This is a genomic window from Solimonas sp. SE-A11, assembly GCF_030345715.1.
In the GTDB taxonomy this organism is placed as follows: Bacteria; Pseudomonadota; Gammaproteobacteria; order Nevskiales; family Nevskiaceae; genus Solimonas_A.
Genome location: NZ_JAUASX010000006.1, coordinates 188376 through 212274 on the forward strand (window position 1 = coordinate 188376; position 23899 = coordinate 212274).

The window sequence follows — 23899 nt, forward strand, 5'->3', positions numbered from 1 at the left end:
CGATGAAAATCTCCGATTTCTCGGTCCGCAACCCGCAGTTCACGGTCCTGATCTTCCTGCTGCTCTGCGCCCTGGGCCTCAATGCCTGGCGTGACATGCCCCGCACCGAAGATCCACATTTTCCGATCACGGCCTTCCAGATCATCACCATCTACCCAGGCGCCGACCCATACGAAATCGAGCGCGAGATATCTGAGCCGATCGAAGATGCACTGAACCGGCTGGATGACGTCAAGGACATGATGTCGACGTCACGCGATAGCGTCGGCGTGGTGTTCATCGAGTTCGACGCGGGCGTGGACGTCGACAAGAAATTCGATGACATCAATCGCGAACTCGACAGCGTGCGGACCGAGTTGCCCGGCGGCATCACTCGCCTGGAGGTCAAGCGCATCAATCCCGGCTACACCAACATCGTGCAGATGGCACTGGTCTCTGACACCGTGTCGTGGAAGACCCTGGGCGATCTGGCCGACGACCTGCAGGACCGTATCGAGCGCCTGCCCGGTGTGCGCGACTCCGAGGTCTGGGCCTTCCCGCAGCGCGAGCTGCGCGTCGAGGCCGACTTCAAGCGCATGGCCAGCCTCAATGTACGGCTCGGCCAGCTGCTGAACGCCGTCAGCGGACGCAACACCAACATCCCCGGCGGCTCGGTGGAGTACGGCAGCCGCCGCTTCAACGTGCAGACCAGCGGCAACTACGAAACACTGGACGAGGTTCGCAACACCGTGCTGGCCGGCGACGGCAGCCGCCTGCTGCGCGTGCGCGACGTGGCCGACGTGCGCTGGGACTACGGCCCCGACGAATACACCGCCCGCTTCGACGGACGGCGCGCCGTCTTCGTCACGGCCAACCAGAAGGATGGTCGCAACATCTTCGTGACGCGCGAGGCCATCGGTCAGGTGCTGGAGGAGTTCCAGCGCACGCTGCCGGCCGAGGTCAAGCTGGAGCTGGGCTTCGATCAGTCGCGCAACGTCGACCACCGCCTCAAGCGCCTGGGCGCGGATTTCGCCATCGCCATCGTGCTGGTGCTGATCACATTGCTGCCGCTGGGCCTGCGCGCTGCCGGCATCGTCATGGTGTCGATCCCGCTTTCATTGGCAACGGGCCTTGCGGCGCTGCACTTTGCCGGATTCTCCCTCAACCAACTGTCCATCGCCGGCTTCGTCGTCGCCCTGGGCCTGCTGGTGGACGACTCCATCGTGGTGGTGGAGAACATCGCGCGCTACATGCGTATGGGGCACCAGCGCCAGGAAGCCGCGATGCTCGCCACGCGCCAGATCTCGCTGGCCGTGCTGGGCTGCACCGCAACATTGCTGTTCGCCTTCCTGCCGCTGATGGTACTCCCCGGCAACGCCGGCAATTTCATCCGCTCGCTGCCGCTGTCGGTGATCTTCACGGTGCTGGCCTCGCTGTTCGTGGCACTGACCATCATCCCCTTCCTGGCGAGCCGCGTGCTGCCGCTGCATGAAGAAGCCGAAGGCAACGCCGTGTTGCGCGCCCTGATGGGACTGATCCACCGCGTCTACTCTCCCTGGCTGCGCCGCGCGCTGGCGCGGCCCAAGACTACGGTGGCGATCTCCGCTGCCATGGTGGTGGGAAGCTTCATGCTGGTGCCGGCCATCGGCTTCAGCGTCTTCCCCAAGGCCAATACGCCGCAGTTCCTGGTGGAGGTGGAACTGCCCAATGGGTCCAGCCTGGCCAGGACCGACGCCGTTATGCGCGAGGTGGAGGCGCTGCTACTCAGGCAGCCTGAGATTGCCCACGTAATGGCCAACCTCGGCCACGGCAATCCCAAGATCTACTACAACCTGTTCCCCCGGGAATTCGACTCCAGCTACGCCGAACTGTTCGTGCAACTCAAGCGCTACCAGAACAAGGAAACCAACGCCTTGTTCGACCGCCTGCGCCACGAATTCGACAAGATTCCCGGCGCGGAGATCGTGCTGCGTGAGTTCGAGAACGGCCCGCCGATGGACGCGCCGATCGCCATCCGCGTGGTCGGTGACGACATCCCGCAACTGCGTAAGGTTGCGGCGGACGTGGAGCGGATTTTCGCCGAAACCCAGGGCACGCGCGACGTCGGAAACCCGCTGCGCCGCACCCGTGTCGACATGGACCTGGGGATCGACACCGTCAAGGCCGGCCTGCTGGGTGTGGCGCCATTGGAGCTGAACCAAGCCGTGCGTGCCGCCTTCGCCGGCCTTCAAGCTGGTGATTTCCGCGAGGGGGACGGCGACACCTACCCTATCGTCGTTCGCGGCCCGCTACAGGGGCGCCCCACCATCGAGGCCATGCAGGGCCTGCATGTGGGCACCGCAACTGGCTCTCAGGTGCCCATGGCGCAGCTCACCAGCCCCAAGCTGATCGATGCACCCAATGCCATCTATCGTTACCAACGGGAGCGCTGCGTGCTGCTCACCGCGCATCCGCAGAAGGGCTACAACACCGAGAAGCTAACTCACGAAATCCTGAAAAAGCTGGATGCATACGACTGGCCGGAGGGCTATCACTACGTCGTGGCGGGCGAGGTCAAGGCCCGCGGCGAGAGCTTCGCCGGCTTCGGCACCGCCATCCTGGTGACCGTGTTCGGCATCATGGCGATCCTGGTGCTGGAGTTCGGCAGTTTCAAGTCCACGCTGATCGTCGCCACCGTAGTGCCGCTGGGCGTCATGGGCGGTCTGCTGATGCTGTTCGTCACCGGCTACAACCTCAGCTTCACCGCCATGGTCGGCTTCATCGCACTCACCGGCATCGAGATCAAGAACTCGATCCTGCTGGTGGACTTCACCAACCAACTGCGCGAGGAAGGTGTGCCCCTGGACGAGGCCATCGCCAAGGCCGGCGAGATCCGCTTCCTGCCGATCCTGCTGACCTCGGTCACCGCCATCGGCGGCCTCAGCCCGCTGGCCTTCCAGCAGTCCGCCCTGTACTCGCCGATGGCCTGGGTGCTGATCGGCGGCCTGATCACCTCGACCATGATCGGCCGATTGGTGACCCCGGTGATGTACAAGCTGCTGCCGCCCGAACTGCGCCACCGCAAGGTCGAGGTGGGCAGCCTCTGAAATCCGGTGGTCCTGTAGCCCGGCGGCATGCCTCTCCGCCGGGCTACAGGGGACGGCATGGGGCCGCACCCGGCTTCAGCGGTACAATGCGCGCATGAAGAAAGAAAAAAACATCCACGAATCCTTCTGCAACGTCTACGCCGATGCCGTCATCCGCTACATCGTGACGGGCGTCAACGAAGACGTCTCCTTCGACGAGAAGACACAGCGCTTCGTCTCGACCCCGGTGGACGAGTTCACCCCGCCCTCCCACTGCGAGTGGTGGATCGGCGACGACTGGACCACCTTCGTCGGCCCCCTGGACTGCCCCACCGACCTGGCGGACCCCAAGTTCTCCGAGGAGCCCCTCAAGAACGCCATCGTGTTCGCCCTGAAGAAGTCGGCCACCGGCAAGCGGATGAGCCACATCCTCGCCGGGCTGGACTGAGGCCACGCGTCCGGCGCGGCCCAGAGCCGGGCCGCCTTCACCCGCATGCAGACCCTCGCAAACATGAGCGCCTTTCCGACGCAGGACTTCCAGGTCGATACCGGCCAAGGCTCCATCTCCGCCCGGCGCTGGACGCCCTCGGCGTCACAGGCGGCGCGCAGCCCGATCGTGCTGTTCCATGACTCGCTCGGCAGCGTCGAGCTCTGGCGCGACTTTCCCGAGCGCCTGGCTCGGGCCACGGGCCGCACGGTTATCGCCTACGACCGCCTCGGCTTCGGCCGCTCCGATCCGTTCCCCGGTAGCCTGCCGGTGTCCTTCATCCACGACGAAGCCCAGGCCACGTTCCGTGCCATGCGCGACCACCTGGGCCTGGAAACCTTCATCGCCTTCGGCCACAGCGTCGGCGGCTGCATGGCCGTAGCCACCGCCGCCCGTTACCCCGACCACTGCAAGGGCCTGATCACCGAATCCGCGCAGGCCTTCGTCGAGGAGCGCACCCTCGAAGGCATCCGCCAGGCCCAGCGCGCCTTCGCCGAGCCCGGACAGGTCGACCGCCTGAAGCGCTACCACGGCGACAAGGCCCCCTGGGTGCTGGGCGCCTGGATCGACACCTGGCTCTCCCCCACCTTCGCCGACTGGCGCCTGGACGAAGACCTGCGCGGCGTGCAGTGCCCGCTGCTGGCCCTGCACGGCGACAACGACGAGTACGGCTCGGTCGTCCACCCCCAGCGCATCGCGGAGCTGGTTGCAGGGCCGGCGACCCGGCAGGTATTCGCGGGATGCGGCCACGTGCCGCACCGGGAGATGGGAGACGCCGTGCTGGCGGCGATTGCCGGGTGGCTCGACGCGAACCAGGCAACGCTCGACGGCCGGCCATAGCGACGGGACAGCCCGCCAGGGCAGCCAACCATCCCTGCATATGCCCCCCGAAGGGAGCCTGCTAAAAGGTCCGTTCGCGCTGAGCTTGTCGAAGCGCGGGCGGACTTTCCACCCTGCCGCTCAATGGGTAGCGGCCCATTCTTCTACAAACCCAAGGCAAGCGATCGCGCTTCAGCTTTTTTCCAGCGCGATTCGATGCTCCGGCGCAATCCGAACGGATCAGCCGCATCGACCCGAGACGCGCGTTTGGCGCCGCGCACCGGCAGGCCTGTTCAGAGCACAAGTCGGTGCCAATAGCCCACGAAGAGTCAGGGCGCTCCCGGGTATGCTTACCCTGCCCCGCCCTGAAACTGAAAACCCCGGCCCGAAATGTCCGTGCCCCTGCTGACCCTCTCCATCAACACCCTGCTGCTCGCCGCACGAACCCAGGGCGCGGCCACCGTCTCCTGCTCGCTGGACCTGGGCCTCTCCACGGCCACCGTCGAGCTTGGCCGCGACGCCTGGACCTGCGAGGGCCAGTCCTTCCCCTACATGGAGACCTGCAAGGACCGCACGATCTACCACTGGGACGGCGAAGGCTTCCGGCCCGTGTCACGTTTCACGAATTCGCTGATCAAGCTGGTGCCCACGGAATGGGGAGCGCCGACCTTCGAGATCGACGGGATCAAGATGCTGCCGACGGCCAAGATCTCGCCCTATGCCGACGCGGAGCGCAAGGTCGGGCTGATCCAGCCGCGCGGCAAGGTGGTGCTGGATACCTGCGGCGGGCTGGGCTACTTCGCGGCCTGGTGCCTGAGGGGGCAGGCCCAGCGCGTCCTGTCCTGGGAGAAGAATCCGGACGTGATCTGGCTGCGCAGCCTCAACCCCTGGTCGCCGGACCAGGCGGAGGCGCGCAAGGCAGACAGCGCGCTGAACCTGAGCAACGGCGACATCTCCGAGCAGATCACGACCCTGGCCGATGCTTCCGTAGACGCGGCATTGCACGATCCGCCGCGCTTCGGCATCGCCGGGGAGCTTTACTCGCAGACTTTCTACAACCAGCTGGCGCGGGTGCTGCGGCCCCAGGGGCGGCTGTTCCACTACACCGGCACGCCGAACAAGCTCACCAGCGGGCGCGACGTACCCAACGAGGTGGCCAAGCGCCTACAACTGGCCGGGTTCGTGACCGAGCTGAACGGCGACGGCGTTGTGGCCGTGAGGCGGCGCTGAGGCCGCATGCCCCGTATCGCGAGGCCGCCCGGGGGCGGCTTCGATCCAGCGATCAGCGCGCCTCGCTGAGCAACTCGGACAGGCGATAGGCTTCCAGCACGTGCTTGGCCATGGAATCGGCCAGCACCTGCTCGCTCATCAGCACCAGTCCCACTCCGCCGCGCTCCAGGAAGGCCCGTTCCTCCTCGCTATGCGTGCGGACGACCGTTTCCACGTTCGGCCCCACCTTGCGAGCCGTCTCCAGCACCCGCCGCGAATGGAAGGCGTCGGAAACGGCCAGTACCAGCAGGCGTGAGCTCGCCAGCCGCGCCTGGTTGAGGATGTCCTCGATCGCTGCGTCGCCGCTGACCGTATGGATGCCCTTCTTGCGCAATCGCGCCACATGCTCGCGGTTGTTGTCGATCACCACGAAGGGAACCTCGGCCCGGCGCAGGATCTTGGTCAGCGCGCGCCCCACCCGGCCGTAGCCCACCACCACCACGTGGTCGTAGAGCTCGGGGATGGCCTGCTCGTCCCGGGCGAGACGCAGCCGGGCCTCGCCCAGTTGTCCCAGCCAGGCCAGGCGCCGATGGTCGGCCACGGTCTGCTCCACCGGCCGGATCAGCTTGAACAGTAGGGGATTCAGGGCGATGGACAGCAAAGCACCGGAGAGGATCAGGCTCTGTGCCTCCGACGACAGCACGCCCAGGCTCACTCCCAGCGCGGCGATGATGAAGGAGAACTCACCGATCTGCGCCAGGCTGATCGCGATCATCAGCGCCGTCTTCAGCGGATAGCCGAACATCAGCACGATGAAGATGGCGGCGGCCGACTTGCCGACCACGATCACGCCCAGCACCGCCAGCACCTGCAGCGGCTTCTCCAGCAGGATCGAGGGGTCGAATAGCATGCCCACCGAGACGAAGAACAGCACGGTGAAGATGTTCTGCAGCGGCACCGACTCCGCCGCTACCCGGCTGCTCAGCTTGGATTCGTTGATCACCACGCCCGCGAAGAAGGCACCCAGCGCAAAGGACACGCCGAACAGCTCCGCCGAGCCGTAGGCGATGCCCAGCGACACACCGATCACGAACAGGGTCAGCAGCTCCCGCGAGCCGGTATGGGCGATCTGCGCGAACAGCCAGGGAAACACCCGCATCCCCACCACGTACATCAGCACGAAGAACAGGCCGATCTTGCCCAGGACGATGCCCAGGTGCGCCAGGGGCGCCATCAGGTCCGCGGGTGCCGTGCCGCCGGAGGTGCCCATGAACTCCACCGCCACCGGCAGCAGCACCAGCGCGATAACCATGGCCAGATCCTCCACCACCAGCCAGCCGATGGCGATGCGGCCGTTGAGCGTGTCGAGCTCCCCCATCTGCTCCAGCGTGCGCAACAGCACCACCGTACTGGCCACCGACAGCGCCAGGCCGAAGCAGATGCCCTCGGCCAGGGACCAGCCCCAGTAGTGGGCGATACCGGCACCGATACCGGTGGCGACGAGGATCTGGGCCACGGCGCCGGGCACCGCGATGCGGCGCACGTCCATCAGGTCGCCGATGGAAAAATGCATGCCCACGCCGAACATCAGCAGAATCACGCCGATTTCGGAAAACTGCGCTGCCAGACTCTCGTCGGCCACGAAGCCGGGGGTGAACGGCCCCACCAGGATGCCGGCCACCAGGTAGCCGATGATGGGGGGCAGCCGCAGCCGGGAGGCCACGGCCCCGCCGAAGAATGCCACGGCCAGCGCCACCGCCAGCGTCGATATCAGCTGTGTCTCATGCAGCATGGTCGGGATTCGGGGCGAACATGGAAGACATCTTACAGTGAAAAGTGCCCGCCATGTTGACATAGCTGCCGAAAACCGTGACAAAAATCCTTCTTTGCCCTGGAGCGGTCCGGAAAATCCAATCTGCAGTATCGAGGCAAATCGGCCACCTCCGTCGGCGTCGGAGCGCCTGCAAGGGGAGGGCCGCAGGCTCGGGCTTCAGCGCGGAGTCAGCTTCCATCCCCGATAACGGTGCCCATGAAAACCATCCCCTGCCTGCCGGCACTCGTTTGCGCGGCATTCGCCTGCGCAGCCACCGCCCGCGAGGCCGGTGATCATCAGCTCCAGCTCGGCGTCGTCCACGTCAATACGCTGGACAGCAGCGAGCCATTGCGCACGAAGCTCCGGCCGAGCCTGCTCGGCGGCGCACTCGGAATCGAGTCGGACTTCGTCTCCGCGGGCACTGCCGCCACCGTCGGCAGCTCGGAAACCCTGCTGTTCATCTACTCGTACTACTTCACCGACCACTGGTCGCTGAAGCTGGAGGGTGGCGTGCCCGCCCGCTTCGATATCGCCGGAGAAGGCGTGGTACGCCCCACCGGCATCGCCGGATCACTGATCAGCGTCGATCTCGGAGCCCCGGCGAACAATCCCCTGGCCAACGCCACGCAGTGGAGTCCGGTCGCCATGCTGCAGTACAGCTTCGGCAGCCCCCGCGATCCGGTGCGGCCCTATGTCGGTGTGGGCCTCACCTACACCTGGTTCACGGACGTGGAGCTGAGCTCCAGCTTCGATACCGCGCTGAACAACCAGTTCGGGCGCGTCCTGGCGCTGGCTGCCGGCAAGCCCGGCGCCACCTACACCAAGGCCGACGCTTCGCCGTCCTTCGCGCCGGCTTTCAACGTCGGCCTGGCGATGTCGCTCAGCGAACACTGGAATGTCTCGGCCTCGGTGTCCTACCTGATGTTGTCCACCGAGTCGACCATCGACATCTACGCCGCCGATGGCACGCGCCTGTCCCGCAGCAGCACCGACCTGGACCTGAATCCGCTGGCGGTGTCGGTGCTGGTGGGGTATCGATTCAAGCTCTGAGTAGCGCCAGGCAAGGCCGGGATGGCGCGCGAATCTTCAGGGCGCCGCGCGCCGCGCCACGATGGCGCTCTGCTCTTCCAACCCCTGCATCAGCGTTCGCACCATCTGCGGCACCAGTTCTTCTACGGAGCGTCCCATCACGAACTGGCCCGCCACTTCCAGCGACACCAGGCCGTGCGCGCCGACCCAGAACAGATGACTGGCCGTTAGCGGATCTACCGACAGCTTCAGGTCTCCGGCGGCCTGCGCGGCCGCCACCGTGCGTGTGCAGACATCCAGCGCGTCGCGTTTTGCCGCCGCGAGTTCCATTGAGCGCGGGCCGCTCTCGGGCTCGGTGAGGCGGAAGAACATCAGCGCATAGCGCTGAGGCCGCTCGATGCCGGCGCGGATGAAAGCCTCCGCCAGGGTCCGCAACCGCTGGCGCGGCGGCTGGGCCGGATCGATCGCGGCCAGCATCTCCCGCTCCATCCAGCGGAAGGCCTGCGCCCGCATCGCCGTCAGCAGCGCCTCCTTGCCCGGAAAATACCGGTAGGGCGCCGCATAGCTGCAGCCCAGCACCGCCGCCACCTTGCGGAAGCTCACCGCCTCCTGGCCGCCGGCCTCGAACAGCGTCATGGCTGCCTCGAGGATTTCCGCGCGGCGCTGCTCCACTTCCCGTTCGTCGAAGGACTGTCTTGCCATGGATAAAGTTGACAGTATTAAATTAATACTGTCAACTTTATCCATGGCGGCCCCTGCCCGCCTGCCCACAGGGAGGAGACCCATGGCACCCGACAACCTGAGTGCGCCCGAGCGCGCCCGCATCCTGGCCCCCGCCGCCGCGCTGTTCGCCCTCAGCCTGGTGGTGGGTCTGATCTTCACGTTCGAAGCCATCGGCCATGTCGCCGCTTGGCCGCTACTGCCGGCGCTGGACTTCCAGATGCCGGGTACCGAGGCCGCCTGGCGCCGCGCCCACCTGGGCGCCCTGATGAATGCCCTGGCGATGATCGCCTTCGCCGCTGCCGGCAGCAGCATCCGCCTGAGCGCCAAGGCCCGCCGGGTCTACATCGTCAGCGTCTGCATCACCGGCTGGGCCAACACGCTCGGCTTCCTGGTGGGCGCCCTGTTCGGCGTGCGCGGCCTGGAGTTCGGCGGCGCATGGACCAATTCGCTGAACTACCTGCTGTTCCTGCTCGCCGTGCCCACCGCCTTCGCCCAGGCCTGGCTGCTCTGGCAGGGCGCTCGCGCCCAGCAGCGAGGCGCGGCGGCATGAATGTCCTGGCGGTGGTCGCGGGCCTGCTGCGCGGACTGCTGCAGGCGCCGCGGCACCTGGGCTTCGCCCAACGCTTCCTGGCCCAGTGGAACGCACATGACGTGCAGGGCATCTGCGCCTCCATGCGCGGCGGCCGCTACCGCGATCCGCTGACGCAGACCCACCTGCAGGGCGACGCCCTGCAGCGCCATGTGCAGGCCCTGTTCACCGCCTTTCCCGACCTGCAGCTGACACTGACCGGCCCCATCATGACCGGCCGCGGCGCCGTCTCGGCGCGCTACCGCCTGTGCGGCCGCCACACCGGCCCGCTACCCGGCGACATGGGCATCGACACCGTGACACCCACCGGCCGCGCGCTGTCGCTGGAAGCGACGCTGTTCATCGCCTTCGGCCCTGGCGGGCAGGTGCAGGTGGAGAACCACTTCGACCTGTACGAACTCGCCGGCCAGCTCGACTTCCTCGCGCTGCTGATGCCGCGTGAGCAGGAGCACTACCAGTTCGGCGCCTACTATCGCCTGCACAAGGGCAACACGACGCCGCCCGAGGCCATCGGCATCACCTGGCTGCAAGTGCGCGGCGGCAAGGCCCCGTTCGACCAGGCCGCGCAGGTCACCAACGCCGTGCTGGAGAGCTTCTCCGGCAAGCCTGGCTTCGTCACCGGCATCATCGGCGCGCGTCCGCCGGATGCCTACGGCAACTCCTCCGGTTTCACGCTCTCCGCCTGGGAGTCGCTGGAAGCGCTGGAAGCCAACCTGCTGCCCAATCCCGATCACCAGCGCGTGGTCCACCAGTTCATGAAGGAAGGCCTGGCCTACGGTACGCACTCACGCGTCTACCAGCTGGTGCGCGCCAAACCGGTGATGATCGCCTGCAGCGCCTGCGGCAAGAAGAACAACGCGCACAAGAAGGTCCACAGCTGCTCGGCCTGCGGTGCCGCGCTGGAACCGGCACCGGCGTACTGGTGAAGAGGGAGCCTTCCACTTACCGCCCTGGCCTCTGGAACTCCCTCCCGGCCGCATGAGCATAAATTTGGATCGCCGGATCGCGAAGCCCCTGCTCTGAGGGGAGAAGTGTATTTCGTGCTGATGTGTCGGCCATTGCACTGCAGCTTGGCGACAAACAAACGCCACCTCGGCTTCGATTGTCTCCACCCCCAAAAGCGGGACATACACGGCGTGACGTTTTGCCGTCCAGATGGATAGCCGCAGTGTTGTTCCCGGAAGCTTCCATTTGTACCGGTCGCCTTGAATCCATAGAGCGAGCGGGCAGACATCGGCTGCTGTGCAATTCCGACATATAGCAGCGAGTCATCGCTCGATACCGTGTATGGCTTCGCGATGCCCCGCTTGGTGGCGGGACCCGAAATCTACAGTGGGCCTCTGCGCGGGAAAGTCGATACCAGCCTTCGGCCAGTCCCCGTTCGAAATCCAGCGGATCATCCAGTATCGGATTCATGGAAAGGGCGACCATGCCGGCGCTGCGTCTTCGAGGCGCCCATCCTCGGAGAAGCGCAGCCCCAGGCTGCCCACCCAGACATATCCCTCCTTCACAAACGAGCCAGGTTCGTGTGCCGCGGATTCAGCGGCCGCCAGTACTGCCTTTCGCGATGCATCGGATGCGACCACAACGCGGATGACGGCCAGCGCCTGTTGCAAAGCCTCCGTCGTGTTCTTCAGCGAGTCACCCTGCTGGGCGTACGAAATGCCGGCATCGAGCAACCGCGCGGCCCACCACAGGTTCGACCCCAGGAGCAGAAGCGCCAACAGCAGGATGACCACCTTCGATCGTTTCATGCGTCCACCCAAGCTTTTGCCCGAAATGGTGCCCGCTATCCGGCATGGAAGCGACCTGACGCACCACTCACATCCTTGTCGCCCCCACCGCCTGCCGTCACACTACCCGCATGTCCCTCCGCACCTGGAAAGAAGCCGGCTCGCAGTTCGCCTTCCGCGATCACGACATCTTCTATCGTGCCGACGGCCACGGCCGTGAGGCGCTGCTGTGCATCCACGGCTTCCCCACTGCCTCCTGGGACTGGGAGCCGGTGTGGGCCTCGCTGCGCCAGCGCTTCGGCCACGTGGTGGCGCCGGACCTGCTGGGCTTCGGCTGGTCGGCTAAGCCGCGCGGCCATGACTATTCGCTGATCGAACAGGCCGATCTCTGCGACGCGCTGCTGGCCGAGCGCGGCATCGAGCGCGTGCACGTGCTGGCCCACGACTACGGCGTCAGCGTGGCGCAGGAGTTGCTGGCACGCGAGATCAGCCAGCCGCGGCGCCGCGCACAACTGCTGTCGGTGGTGTTCCTCAACGGCGGCCTGTTCCCGGAGACGCACCGCGCCGTCTGGCAGCAGCGCTGGCTCAACGGACCCCTGGGCCCACTGCTGACGCAGCTGATGAACGAAAAGCGCTTCGGCGAAACCTTCAGCCGGGTGTTCGGGCCGGACACCCGGCCGGGCCTGATCGAGCTGCACGATTTCTGGCAGCTGATCTCGCACCGCGACGGCCACCGCATTGCCCACCGCCTGATCCGCTATATCCGCGAGCGGCGCATGAACCGCGAGCGCTGGGTCGCGGCGCTGCAGCGATCGCCCGTGCCGCTGCGCCTGATCAATGGCCCGCTGGATCCGGTGTCTGGCGCACATCTGCTGGACCGCTACCGTGAACTGGTTCCCGAACCCGACACCGTCAGCATCCCCGGCGTGGGCCATTACCCGCAGGTGGAGGCGCCGGACCGCGTCCTGCGCGCCTTCCACGAATTCCACGACCGCATGTCTGGAGAAAAGCGGCCCCGCTCGCTATCCTGACCCCAGCCGCGACTCGCGGACGGGGGATGCAGTTTTGCGGACAGATCACAGCAGTTTGCGGGGTTCGCCGGGCAAATGAGCGACACCCAGGTTACCGAGGGCCAGGAGCGCCGCCTTCCGGAAGGGATGCCGGAGCAGATTGGCAAGTACGACGTGCGCGGCGAGATCGGCCGCGGCGCTTGCGGCGTGGTCTACAAGGGCTTCGACCCCTTCGTGCAGCGCGACGTCGCCATCAAGGTCGCTCTGCACGACTCCGAGTTCAAGAACGACGCCGCCCACGAGCGCGCCTTCTTCGCCGAGGCCCGCGCCGCCGGCATGCTGGCACACCCGCACATCGTCTCGCTGCACGACGCCGGCGTGGAGGGGGATCTCAGCTACCTGGTGATGGAATACATCGACGGCGAGACCCTGCAGCCGCTGTGCCGCGCCAAGGGCGCGCGGGCGCCGCTGGACCAGGTCATCGACATCGCCTTCAAGTGCGCCAAGGCGCTGGACTACGCCCACGGCAAGGGCGTGCTCCACCGCGACATCAAGCCCAGCAACATCATGCTGACGCGCGAGGGCGTGCCCAAGCTGATGGACTTCTCCATCGCCGAGATCAACTCCGGCGAGGCCAAGGACGCCGAGCAGCAGGGCGTGCAGGGCTCGCCGCTGTACATGGCCCCCGAGCAGATCCGCCGCGAGCCCCTGACTCCGGCCACGGACCTATACGCCCTGGGCGCGGTGATGTACCAGCTGCTCACCGGCGTGCCGCCCTTCCCGATCCCCGAGATCCCGCGGCTGTTCACCGCCATCAAGACCCAGCCGGCACCGCGCGTGCGCGAGCTGCGGCCAGACGTGCCGGAGGCCCTGTCGGAGGTGGTGTCGCGCCTGCTGCTGAAGACCCCGGGCGAGCGCTACCAGAGCGGCGGCGAGCTGGCCGTCACGCTCACCCGCCTGTTCGACCAGCTGCGCCAGCAGGGCCTGGTGATCAGCCGCCGCGAATCGCGCGACTCGCTGCGCCGCCTGCACTTCTTCGACGGCTTCTCCGACGAGGAGATCGACGAGATCCTCAACGCCAGCACCATGGCCACCTACCAGGCCGGCGAGACGATCATCGCCGAGGGCGACATCGACGATTCCTTCTACATCCTGGCCCTGGGCAGCGGCGAGGTGCGCAAGGGCGGCAAGGCGATCTACCGCCTGGAGAAGGGCGATTGCGTCGGCGAGATCGGCTTCCTGTCCGCCACCAAGCGCACCGCCACGGTGGTGGCGCTGAACAAGGTCCTGGCCCTCAAGATCAACGCCACCCTGATGGAGAAGGTGTCGCGCGACTGCCAGCTCAGATTCTACAAGGTTTTCACACAAACCCTGATCTATCGCCTGTCGGTCACCAGCGCGCGGCTGTCGGCCCTGACCAGTTAGGCTGATGTTCCTAGTCCATATCAATCAATGATTTACATGGAACCCATGCGCTCTGCATGGGGGGCGTTCATGGCAAGCTGAGCGCCACGTCAGGTATCCTGCGGGCATACAGGAGCCGCGGGATTTCAGGCGGCCGTGGGGATCATGTGCAGTTAGACAAGAGCAATCCGGCGACCAAGTCGCGCCGGCGCGTGGGTGACACGGAGGTCAGCGCCATCCGGCGCCCGGCCGACCTGCCCGACTCGCCGCCGCAGACCATCGCCAAGTACGAGATCCGTGGCGAGATCGGCCGCGGCGCCTGCGGCGTCGTCTACAAGGCCTTCGACCCCTTCGTACAGCGCGACGTCGCCATCAAGGTCGCCCTGCAGGACCCCGAGTTCAAGGCCGACATCGCGCACGAGCGTACCTTCTTCGCCGAGGCTCGCGCCGCGGGCATGCTGTCGCACAAGCACATCGTCTCGCTGTACGACGCCGGCGTGGAAGGCGACCTCAGCTACCTGGTGATGGAGTACATCGACGGCGAAACCCTGCAGCCGTTCTGCCGCCCCGGCGGCCAGCGCCTGCCGCTGGACCAGGTCATCGACATCATCTTCAAGTGCGCCAAGGCGCTGGACTATGCCCACCACAAGGGCATCCTCCACCGCGACATCAAGCCCAGCAACATCATGCTGACGCGCGACGGCGTACCCAAGCTCATGGACTTCTCCATCGCCGAGATCGGCCACGAAGTCAGCAGCACGCGCCACACCGGCGGCGGCACCGGCCTGCTCGGCTCGCCGCTGTACATGTCGCCGGAGCAGTCGCGCAACGAGCAGCTCGACGGCACCAGCGACCTCTACTCGCTGGGCGCGGTCATGTTCCAGCTGCTCACCGGCCGCCCGCCGTTCCCGATGAAGGACATGAAGGAACTGCTGCAGGCGATTGCCACCGAGCCGGCCCCGCGTGTGCGCGACCTGCGACCCGACGTGCCCGCCGAGATCTCCAACCTGGTCTCGCGCCTGCTGCTGAAAACCCCGGAAGAGCGCTACCAGCGCGGTGGCGACCTCGCCGGCGCCCTGGCCCGCCTCTACGACCAGTTCAAGCTCGCCGGCCACACCGTGGGCCGCCGCGAATCACGCGACTCGCTGCGTCGCCTGCATTTCTTCGACGGTTTCTCCGACGAGGACATCAACGAGATCCTCAACGTCAGCTCCATGGCCACCTACCAGCCGGGAGAGGCGCTGATCACCGAGCACGGCATCGACGCCGCGTTCTTCATCATCGCCCTGGGCACCGCCGAGGTGCAGAAGGGCGGGCGCGCCATCTACCGCCTGGAAAAGGGCGACTGCATGGGCGAAATCGGCTTCGTCTCCGGCGCCAAGCGCACCGGCAACGTCGTGGCGCTCAACCAGGTGCTGGCCCTCAAGCTCAACGCCAGCGCCATCGGCCGCATTTCCGAGCGCTGTCAGCTGCGCTTCTACAAGGTCTTCACGGAGACGCTGATCTACCGCCTGTCCATGGCCAGCGCGCGCATCTCGGCGATGAACAACAGTTAGTGATTCTTCATTGTTTTTATATATATTTGCAAATAAATAAGAACAATCCTGGGTGAAGCGGCGCGCCATGGCGGTTTCCGCCGGGCATCGCCCGCCTCGCGGAACGCCCGGCCAGGGAATGAGCAGGGCCAGCATCCATCGACAGAAGTCCCGCCTGGGCAGCATTCCCACCCGGGCGGACGCAAGGACGCCATGAACCCCTCGATCCGCGACGCCCTCTGGTTCCACATCCTCTTCATGGCCGCGGCCCTGCCGCTGGTGTTCCTCTCGGAAGGCACCGGACGCGGCCAGAACCTGCTCTGGCTGACCCTGGGCTACCACGTGCTGCTGCCGCTGGTGAGCCTGGTCCGCCGCCACCACGAATGGCTGCTCCTGTGGCTGTTCCTGCTGCCGCTGGCCGCCGGCCAGGTGCTGCCGGACTGGGCCCTGGTGCGGGTGGCCGGCGTGCTGGTCTTCCCGGACCTGGGCCAGCCGCGCATCGGCGGCGACGTGCCGATCTACTTCCTCGGCCTGTGGATGATGCTGCTGTTCCCGGTGCTGCTGCTCGGCCACTCCAGCCGGAGCCCCTACCTGGCCACCGGCGTCCTGTCTCTGGCCCTGTTCGCCTTCTGGGAATGGGCTGCCCGCCCCCTGCAGATCTGGTACAACCGCGACGTCCTGGCCATCGACGGCATGGCCCTGTATCCGCTGATCCCCGAGATGCTGCTGGCGCTGGCGGCGCTATGGGCCTATCGTCACTTCGGCCGCGGCGGCATACCCGGACGCCTGATGGCCGCCCTGGGCGTGAACGTGTTCTATACCGGGGCCTGTTTCCTGTCGCTGTTGGGGATTGAGTACATCTACCGTTCAGCTTTGCTGGGTATCCTCTAGACAGGACCGCCCCGCAAAGGACGGCAAGTCATGGAGAATCAGAAAATGAACAAGAACCGCGTTACGACCTTCGGTGCTGCCCTGCTGGCGTCCGCCGTCCTGCTGGCCGGCTGCAACAAGCCGGCCGATCCGGCCCAGACCCCGCCGCCGCCCTCCACGGTGCCGACCACCGAAGTCCCGGCCGAGCCCGCGCCGCCGCCGGCGGAGCCGGTTGCAGCGCCCGAACCCGCCCCAGCTCCGGCCCCCAAGCCGAAGCCCAAGTCGAAGCCCAAGCCCACTCCGGCGCCGGCCGAGCCGGTCAGCCCGCCGCCGCCCCAGGTCTGCTACGACTGCGGCACGGTCAGCTCCATCACCCCGGTGACCCAGAAGGGTGAAGCCGGCGCGCTCGGCACCCTCGGCGGCGCTGCCGCCGGCGGCGTGGCCGGCCACCAATTCGGTGGCGGCAAGGGCAAGGACGTGGCCACCGTCGCTGGCGCCGTGCTTGGCGCCATGGCCGGCCGCGAGATCGAGAAGCGCGCCCGCAGCACCACGGTCTACCAGATCGGCGTGTCGATGGAGGACGGCAGCTCGCGCACCGTCACCGTCAACGACCCGGCCGGCCTGCAGGTGGGCTCGCGGGTCCGCGTGGACGGCAACAACCTGATGCCGCGCTAAGTCGGGTCCGAGGTAAAATGGGAGGCCAGGCCGTGAGGCCTGGCCTTTTTTATTTCCGCAGCACGAGGATGAGGCAGTCATGACGCAGGCGATGAAGGTTCTGGTGATCGGTTCCGGCGGGCGCGAGCACGCGCTGGCCTGGAAGCTGGCTCAATCGCCTCGCGTCAGCGAAGTGATCGTGGCCCCCGGCAATGCCGGAACCGCCACCGAGCAGGGCTGCCGCAACGCCGCCGTCGCGGTGGACGACATCCCCGGCCTGCTGAAACTGGCCCAGGCGGAGGGCGTGGGCTTCACCGTCGTCGGCCCCGAGGCGCCGCTGTCGCTGGGCGTGGTGGACGCTTTCCAGGCCGCCGGCCTGCGTATCTTCGGCCCCAGCCGCGCCGCCGCGCAGCTGGAGGCATCCAAGGCCTTCACCAAGGATTTCCTGGAGCGCCACGCCATCCCCACGGCGCAGTACCGCGTCTTCACCGAGATCGACCCGGCCGTGGCCTACATCGCCCAGCGCGGCGCGCCCATCGTGGTCAAGGCCGACGGCCTGGCCGCCGGCAAGGGCGTGGTCGTCGCCACCACCGTGGAAGAAGCCCAGACCGCCGCGCGCGACATGCTCGGCGGCGAGATGCTGGGCCAGGCCGGCGCTCGCATCGTGGTGGAGGACTTCCTCGACGGCGAGGAGGCCAGCTTCATCGTCGTGGCCAGCGGCACCAGCTACATCGCCATGGCCACCAGCCAGGACCACAAGCGCATCGGCGACGCCGACACCGGCCCCAACACCGGCGGCATGGGCGCCTACTCCCCCGCCCCGGTCGTCACGCAGGAAGTGCACGCCCGCGCCTGCCGCGAAGTGATCGAGCCCACCCTGCGCGGCATGACCGCCGAGGGCGCGCCCTTCACCGGCTTCCTCTACGCCGGCCTGATGATCAACAGCCAGGGCGCCCCGCGCGTGCTGGAGTTCAACGTGCGCATGGGCGACCCGGAAACCCAGCCCATCCTGTTCCGCCTGGATTCCGACCTGCTGGACCTGCTCGAAGCCGCCGTGGACGGCCAGCTCGAAGCCGCCCAGCCGACCTGGAGCGCGCAGCCGGCGCTGGGCGTGGTGATGGCCTCCGCCGGCTACCCCGGCCCCATCGCCAAGGGCGACGCCATCGTCGGCCTGGACGTACCGATGGGCCCCGCCAAGGTGTTCCACGCCGGCACCACCCTGAAGGACGGCCAGGTCGTCACCAGCGGCGGCCGCGTGCTCTGCGTCGTCGCCCGCGGCGACACCGTGGGCGAGGCCCAGGCCTTGGCCTACGCCGCCGTACGCAAGATCGGCTGGCAGGGCGTGCAGTTCCGCAACGACATCGGCTATCGCGCCATCGCGCGCGAGCGCTCCTGATGTTCCGCGCCGCGGGTTTGATGCTCGCGGCGCTACTGCCGCTAGGAGCCGCTGCCCAGGAGCAGGACCCCTGGCAGCTATACGAGGCCCCGGTGGCTCAATATGGCTGGATGGAGCGCGTGCGCATCGAGACCCTGACGCGCTACTTCGACCTGGAAGCCAAGCTCGACACCGGCGCCGACTCGTCCTCGCTGCACGCCACCGACATCGAAGTCTTCGAGCGCGAGGGCCAGAATTGGCTGCGCTTCACCACCCAGGATCAACGCCTGGAACAGCCGATCGCCCGCCGCGTGCGCATCAAGCAGAAGAACGGCCAGCCCGCGCAGGAGCGCTGGGTGGTGCGCCTGGACCTCTGCATCGGCCAGGTCTTCATCCCCGCCGACTTCAGCCTGGTGGACCGCAGCGACTTCAGCACACCGGTGCTGCTGGGTCGTGATGTGCTGCAGCATCTGGGGCCGGTGAACCCGGAGCTGAAGTTCACAGCGGAGCCACAGTGCCCGAGGCAATAGCCGTTACTTCCTCCCCGTTTACGGGGAGAGGCCTGGCGAGGGTATGGATGCCCGGGGTAGGACAACGCGTGGAACAGTTGTCGAGGTTAGGGGCAAAGGGTCTATGTGTTCATCCAACCGTTCGCCCTGAGCCCGTCGAAGGGTGAACGCGATCAGGTCACCGGGCCTCGTCACGAAAACAAGAAGGCCGCGATTTCTCGCGGCCTTCTTGCTTCTACAGCACAGGCAGTTTCGACTAGTTCCGCTTCATCGAATCGAAGAACGCCTGGTTGGTCTTGGTGTGCTTCATGCGGTCGATCAGCATTTCCATGGCGGCCAGCTCGTCCATATCGTGCAGCACCTTGCGCAGGATCCAGACCTTGTTGAGGTCACCCGGATCCATCATCAACTCCTCCTTGCGGGTGCCGGAGCGGTTGATGTTGATCGCCGGGAACACGCGCTTCTCGGCGATACGGCGCTCCAGGTGGAGTTCCATGTTGCCGGTGCCCTTGAATTCCTCGTAGATCACTTCGTCCATCTTGGAGCCGGTTTCGACCAGCGCGGTGGCGATGATCGTCAGCGAACCGCCTTCCTCGATGTTGCGCGCGGCGCCGAAGAAGCGCTTGGGCTTCTGTAGGGCGTTGGCGTCGACACCGCCGGTCAGCACCTTGCCGGAGCTCGGCGCCACGGTGTTGTAGGCGCGGGCGAGGCGGGTGATGGAGTCCAGCAGGATGACGACGTCGCGCTTGTGCTCGACCAGGCGCTTGGCCTTCTCGATCACCATCTCGGCGACCTGCACGTGGCGCGTAGCCGGTTCGTCGAAGGTGGAGGAGATCACCTCGGCGCGAACGGTGCGCTGCATGTCGGTGACTTCTTCCGGGCGCTCGTCGACCAGCAGGATGATCAGGTACACATCCGGATAGTTCGTCGCGATCGACTGCGCGATGTTCTGCATCATGATCGTCTTGCCGGCCTTGGGCGGCGAGACGATCAGGCCACGCTGGCCCTTGCCGAAGGGCGCGACCAGATCAATGATGCGGGCGGTGATGTCTTCGGTGGTGCCATTGCCGCGCTCCATCTTGAACTGCTCGTCCGCGAACAGCGGCGTGAGGTTCTCGAAGGACACCTTCTTGCGGCTCTGCTCGTAGGGCTCGAAGTTGATCGAGTCGACCTTGAGCAGCGCGAAGTAGCGCTCGTTGTCCTTGGGCGTGCGGATGCGTCCAGCGATGGTGTCACCGGTGCGCAGCGCGAAGCGGCGAATCTGGCTGGGCGAGATGTAGACGTCGTCCGGGCCTGCCAGGTAGGACGCGTCGGGGCCACGCAGGAAGCCGTAGCCGTCCGGCATGATCTCCAGCACGCCCTCGATGTAGATGTGCTCGCCGCGGCGCGCGGCAGCCTTCAGGATCGTGAACAGCAGATCCTGCTTCTTGACGCGGGCGATGTTCTCCAGGCCCTGCTGCTCGGCCAATTCGAGCAACGCCGCCGCCGTCATCTTCTTCAGGTCGGGGACGTGGATGACCTTGGGCGGCTGCGCCGGCTGCTGCTGGTAGCCGCCGCCATTGCCGTTGCCGCTCTCGTCGTCGTCCGACATCTGCGGCGCGGGCCGCGAGGCGTCTGCCGCTTCGCCGCCGGGCGCCATCGGCGCGTCGATGACGACCGCCGGGTCCTCCGGCTGCAGGTCGTGGTCGTCTTCGGGGAATCCCTGGTTGGCGAGGTTGTTGCCGCCGCCCTGGTTATTGGGATTGTTGTTGCGACCACCACCGCCATGACGGCGGTGGCGTTTCATGCGCTGGTTATTAGGCGGCATTTACGTGAGGAGTGACAAAAGCGGCCAACTGGGCCTTGTGGACGGCACCGACCTGGGTAGCGGCCGCCTGGCCGTTCTTGAACAGGATCAGCGTCGGGATGCCGCGGATGCCGAACTTCGGGGGGGTGCCCGGATTCTCATCCACGTTCAGTTTCACGACCTTGAGCTTGCCGGCGTTCTCCTGGGCAACTTGCTCCAGGATCGGCGCGATCATCCGGCAGGGGCCGCACCATTCCGCCCAGAAATCGACCAGGACGGGCAGGTCCGACTTGAGCACGTCCTGCTCGAACGTGGCGTCGGTGACGGCGGAGATGTGTTCGCTCATGGGATACCTCGGTTAGTGGGCCAATGCGGGTCATGGCCCCGCATACCAGAAAATGGGGGGTACAGCCGAAGCGCACAAGACGCGCAAAAAAACAGTCAGATCGTTATGATTAATTTTTGAAACGGGGAAATAGCGGGCTGTTTAGGTCGCGGCAGGTGATCCAAAAGACGCCGCGCAGCCTGTGTGATGGCTCTATTTCATCCCATCCGACCGCCGCTTGCAAGAGCGCTGGTCCCGACAATAGATACCACTCATGCAGCCCCAGCACCTCAGCGAAGTCAGTTTCGAGTCCCTGCCCCTGCACCCCCTGCTCAAGGCGGGGCTGGCCAAATTGGGCTACACGCACTGCACCCCGATCCAGGCGCGGACCCTGCCCATGGCCCTGGAAGGCGCGGACCTGGCCGGCCAGGCCCAGACCGGCACCGGCAAGTCGGCGGCCTTCCTGCTGGCCGCCATGAACCAGCTGCTGACCAAGCCCCGCCCCGAGGGAGCCGACCCCGGCCAGCCGCGCGCGCTGATGATGGCCCCCACCCGCGAACTGGCCATCCAGATCCTCAAGGACGCCGAGCAGCTGGGTGCCGAGACCGGCCTGCGCATGGTGGTCTGCTACGGCGGTGCCGGCTACGAGACCCAGCGCAGCGCCATCGAGAACGGCATCGACATCCTGATCGGCACCCCCGGGCGCCTGATCGACTACTACAAGCAGGGCACCTACAAGCTCGACCAGATCGAGGTCCTGGTGCTGGACGAGGCCGACCGCATGTTCGATCTCGGCTTCATCGCCGACATCCGCTACATGCTGCGCAAGCTGCCGCCGGCCGACCAGCGCCGCAACTACCTGTTCTCGGCCACCTTGTCCCAGCGCGTACTGGAGCTTGCCTACGAGCACATGAACTCGCCCAAGAAGGTCGAGATCGAGCCCGAGCAGGTCACCGCCGAGCGCGTGCGCCAAGGCCTGATCCACGTCGCCAACGACGAGAAGCTGGCCATGCTGGTGGGCCTGCTGCGCCATCACGCCCCCTTCCGCACCCTGGTGTTCATCAACACCAAGCGCGGCGCCGAGGAGGTGGAGGCCGCCCTGAAGCTCAACGGCTTCGAGGCTGCCACCCTGTCGGGCGACGTCGCCCAGACCAAGCGCATCAAGCTGCTGGACGACTTCAAGGAAGGCCGCCTCCCGATCCTGGTGGCCACCGACGTGGCCGCCCGCGGCCTGCACATCCCGGGCGTGTCGCACGTCATCAACTTCGACCTGCCGCAGGACCCGGAGGACTACGTCCACCGCATCGGCCGTACCGCGCGCGCCGGCGCCACCGGCGACGCCATCTCCTTCTGCTGCGAGACCTGGGTCTACTCCCTGCCGCCGATCGAGAAGTACATCGGCGCCAAGATTCCGCTGATGCCGGAAGCGCACGACTGGCTGGCGACCGACTTCGTCGCCCCGCCGCGCCAGCCGCGCCGCCACCACAGCGGTCGGCCGGGCGGACGCCCGGGCGGCGGGCGTCCTGGAGGCGGCCGTCCCGGGGGCGGGCGCGGCGGCCCTGGTCGGCGCCGCTGAGCCGCCTGTCAGGTTTGGTTTAAAACATCTTCACAAGTCGTTGCCGTTGATATATTTTCCGTCTCTGAATGGACGGATGCCGCCTGACGGCTACGGGGCTGGAATGAAGAAGACCAAGACGAGCGGAATGCTTGCCGGCTGGCGCCAATTGATGCTGGCCCTCGCCATGGCAGGCCTGGCCGCCGGCACCACCCCCGCCCTGGCCACCAGCCCAGCCAAGGACAAGGCCGCCAAGACCAGCAGCGCCGGCGCCAAGAAGGACGCCCCGGCCGCCAAGAGCAAGGTCACCACCAAGCGCAAGACCACGGTCAAGAAGAAGTCCGCGGTCAAGCCCAAGTCCCAGTCCGCGAACAAGAAGCGCGTCTCGCGCAAGACCACCACCAAGCGCTCGGTGCGCCGCGCCGTCGCCGTGGCGCCGGCCATCCCGACGATGGGCCAGGCCATGGGCCTGCACCACACCCGCGACGAGCTGAACCTGGGCTCCAGCGTGGCCATGGTGGTGGACCAGCGCACCCACGAGGTGCTGTTCTCCAAGAACCCCAATGCGGTGCTGCCGATCGCCTCGATCACCAAGCTGATGACTGCGCTGGTGGTGATGGAAGCGCGCCTGCCGCTGGACGAGATCCTGACCATCACCAGCCAGGATATCGACACCGAGAAGAACAGCCACTCGCGCCTGCGCGTGGGCGCCGAGCTGAGCCGCGAAGACCTGCTGCTGCTGGCGCTGATGTCCTCCGAGAACCGCGCCGCCTCGGCGCTGGGCCGCAACTACCCGGGCGGCATCACCGCCTTCGTCTCAGCCATGAACCGCAAGGCGCGCGAGCTGGGCATGCGCGACTCGCGTTTCGTCGATTCCTCCGGCCTCTCGAGTTCCAACGTCTCCAGCGCCAATGATCTGGTGCGCATGGTCGGCGCCGCCTACCGCGATCCGCTGATCCGCCGCTTCTCGACGCAGCCCGAGCACACCGTGGCCATGGGCCGGCAGAACATGCAGTTCGTCAGCAGCAACCGCCTGGTGCGCTACCGCGGTGACGACTGGCAGATCGGCCTGCAGAAGACCGGCTACATCAGCGAAGCCGGGCGCTGCCTGGTGATGCAAGCCCGCATCCAGGACCGCCCGGTGATCATGGTGTTCCTCGACTCCAACGGCAAGCTGACCCGCTTCGCCGACGCACAGCGCGTGCGCACCTGGCTGGAATCCCGCCCGCGCGAGCAGATCGCCAGCCCCTCGACCGGCGGCCTGGTGCCCACCTCGGTGCCGCCGGCCCCGAGCAACCTGTAGACACGGTGACCCGTCCTGAAGTAGGTTGACACCTATGCGGGATAAAGCTGGTTGCTAAAGTATGCTGGATACAGACGCCCGATGGACTTCATCGGGCGTTTTGTATTTGAGGGCCAAGTGTGGCCGT

The 23899-nt window shown here is 66.5% G+C and carries 21 protein-coding genes; 16 read left to right on the forward strand and 5 right to left on the reverse strand.

The window, feature by feature from the left end:
• Positions 1-2 precede the first annotated feature (2 nt).
• From QT386_RS09380 to QT386_RS09395, 4 genes are all read left to right on the forward strand, one after another.
• Positions 3-3065 (forward strand): efflux RND transporter permease subunit, encoded by a 3063-nt coding sequence (locus tag QT386_RS09380; RefSeq protein ID WP_289273489.1) that lies wholly within the window; start codon positions 3-5, stop codon positions 3063-3065.
• Positions 3066-3159: 94 nt separating this feature from the next.
• Positions 3160-3492 (forward strand): hypothetical protein, encoded by a 333-nt coding sequence (locus tag QT386_RS09385; RefSeq protein WP_289273490.1) that lies wholly within the window; start codon positions 3160-3162, stop codon positions 3490-3492.
• A gap of 63 nt (positions 3493-3555) precedes the next feature.
• Positions 3556-4371, forward strand: a complete 816-nt coding sequence (locus QT386_RS09390; RefSeq protein WP_289273491.1) for an alpha/beta fold hydrolase — start codon at positions 3556-3558, stop codon at positions 4369-4371.
• 369 nt (positions 4372-4740) lie between these two features.
• Positions 4741-5580, forward strand: coding sequence for an MnmC family methyltransferase (locus QT386_RS09395; RefSeq protein ID WP_289273492.1), 840 nt, complete (start codon positions 4741-4743; stop codon positions 5578-5580).
• A gap of 52 nt (positions 5581-5632) precedes the next feature.
• Here QT386_RS09395 and ybaL read toward each other — a convergent pair whose 3' ends face one another.
• Positions 5633-7351, reverse strand: coding sequence for a YbaL family putative K(+) efflux transporter (gene ybaL, locus QT386_RS09400; RefSeq protein WP_289273493.1), 1719 nt, complete (start codon positions 7349-7351; stop codon positions 5633-5635).
• Positions 7352-7588: 237 nt separating this feature from the next.
• Here ybaL and QT386_RS09405 point away from each other — a divergent pair, with 237 nt between their 5' ends.
• Positions 7589-8422: an OmpW family protein gene (locus tag QT386_RS09405; protein WP_289273494.1), complete on the forward strand. Its 834-nt coding sequence runs from the start codon at positions 7589-7591 to the stop codon at positions 8420-8422.
• A 36-nt stretch (positions 8423-8458) separates the two neighbouring features.
• On the opposite strand, the gene QT386_RS09410 is transcribed toward QT386_RS09405, so the two are convergent.
• Complete coding sequence (locus tag QT386_RS09410) at positions 8459-9103, reverse strand: TetR/AcrR family transcriptional regulator (protein ID WP_289273495.1); 645 nt, start codon at positions 9101-9103, stop codon at positions 8459-8461.
• 82 nt (positions 9104-9185) lie between these two features.
• On the opposite strand from QT386_RS09410, the gene QT386_RS09415 reads away from it, so the two are divergent.
• Both QT386_RS09415 and QT386_RS09420 read left to right on the forward strand, forming a co-directional pair.
• On the forward strand, positions 9186-9674 hold the full coding sequence (locus QT386_RS09415; protein ID WP_289273496.1) for a hypothetical protein: 489 nt from the start codon (positions 9186-9188) through the stop codon (positions 9672-9674).
• Positions 9671-10639, forward strand: coding sequence for an ester cyclase (locus QT386_RS09420; protein WP_289273497.1), 969 nt, complete (start codon positions 9671-9673; stop codon positions 10637-10639). Before QT386_RS09415 ends, QT386_RS09420 begins: the two co-directional genes overlap by 4 nt.
• 486 nt (positions 10640-11125) lie before the next feature.
• Here QT386_RS09420 and QT386_RS09425 read toward each other — a convergent pair whose 3' ends face one another.
• Complete coding sequence (locus tag QT386_RS09425; RefSeq protein WP_289273498.1) at positions 11126-11467, reverse strand: hypothetical protein; 342 nt, start codon at positions 11465-11467, stop codon at positions 11126-11128.
• Positions 11468-11577: 110 nt separating this feature from the next.
• Here QT386_RS09425 and QT386_RS09430 point away from each other — a divergent pair, with 110 nt between their 5' ends.
• From QT386_RS09430 to QT386_RS09460, 7 genes are all read left to right on the forward strand, one after another.
• Positions 11578-12477, forward strand: coding sequence for an alpha/beta fold hydrolase (locus QT386_RS09430; protein WP_289273499.1), 900 nt, complete (start codon positions 11578-11580; stop codon positions 12475-12477).
• Positions 12478-12552: 75 nt separating this feature from the next.
• Positions 12553-13881 carry a serine/threonine-protein kinase gene (locus QT386_RS09435; protein WP_289273500.1) on the forward strand — a complete coding sequence of 443 codons (1329 nt, stop codon included), beginning with the start codon at positions 12553-12555 and terminating at the stop codon, positions 13879-13881.
• Between the two features lie 146 nt (positions 13882-14027).
• The gene (locus tag QT386_RS09440; RefSeq protein WP_289273501.1) at positions 14028-15416 is read left to right on the forward strand and encodes a serine/threonine-protein kinase; all 1389 of its coding nucleotides are present in this window, start codon (positions 14028-14030) and stop codon (positions 15414-15416) included.
• 192 nt (positions 15417-15608) lie between these two features.
• Complete coding sequence (locus QT386_RS09445; protein ID WP_289273502.1) at positions 15609-16286, forward strand: hypothetical protein; 678 nt, start codon at positions 15609-15611, stop codon at positions 16284-16286.
• A gap of 45 nt (positions 16287-16331) precedes the next feature.
• Complete coding sequence (locus QT386_RS09450) at positions 16332-16940, forward strand: glycine zipper 2TM domain-containing protein (RefSeq protein ID WP_289273503.1); 609 nt, start codon at positions 16332-16334, stop codon at positions 16938-16940.
• A gap of 91 nt (positions 16941-17031) precedes the next feature.
• Positions 17032-18315, forward strand: a complete 1284-nt coding sequence (purD, locus tag QT386_RS09455; RefSeq protein WP_367401416.1) for a phosphoribosylamine--glycine ligase — start codon at positions 17032-17034, stop codon at positions 18313-18315.
• Positions 18315-18824: a RimK/LysX family protein gene (locus tag QT386_RS09460; protein WP_289273505.1), complete on the forward strand. Its 510-nt coding sequence runs from the start codon at positions 18315-18317 to the stop codon at positions 18822-18824. Before purD ends, QT386_RS09460 begins: the two co-directional genes overlap by 1 nt.
• Before the next feature lie 235 nt (positions 18825-19059).
• Here the strand turns inward: QT386_RS09460 and rho are convergent, their stop codons facing one another.
• Both rho and trxA read right to left on the reverse strand, forming a co-directional pair.
• A complete protein-coding gene (gene rho / locus QT386_RS09465) occupies positions 19060-20319 on the reverse strand; it encodes a transcription termination factor Rho (protein WP_289273510.1) in 1260 nt (419 codons plus the stop codon).
• A 280-nt stretch (positions 20320-20599) separates the two neighbouring features.
• Positions 20600-20935 (reverse strand): thioredoxin TrxA, encoded by a 336-nt coding sequence (gene trxA, locus QT386_RS09470; RefSeq protein WP_104230426.1) that lies wholly within the window; start codon positions 20933-20935, stop codon positions 20600-20602.
• 253 nt (positions 20936-21188) lie between these two features.
• Between trxA and QT386_RS09475 the strand changes: the two genes are divergently transcribed.
• Positions 21189-22490 (forward strand): DEAD/DEAH box helicase, encoded by a 1302-nt coding sequence (locus QT386_RS09475; protein ID WP_289273506.1) that lies wholly within the window; start codon positions 21189-21191, stop codon positions 22488-22490.
• A 151-nt stretch (positions 22491-22641) separates the two neighbouring features.
• Positions 22642-23772, forward strand: a complete 1131-nt coding sequence (pbpG, locus tag QT386_RS09480; protein WP_367401417.1) for a D-alanyl-D-alanine endopeptidase — start codon at positions 22642-22644, stop codon at positions 23770-23772.
• Positions 23773-23899: the final 127 nt, after the last annotated feature.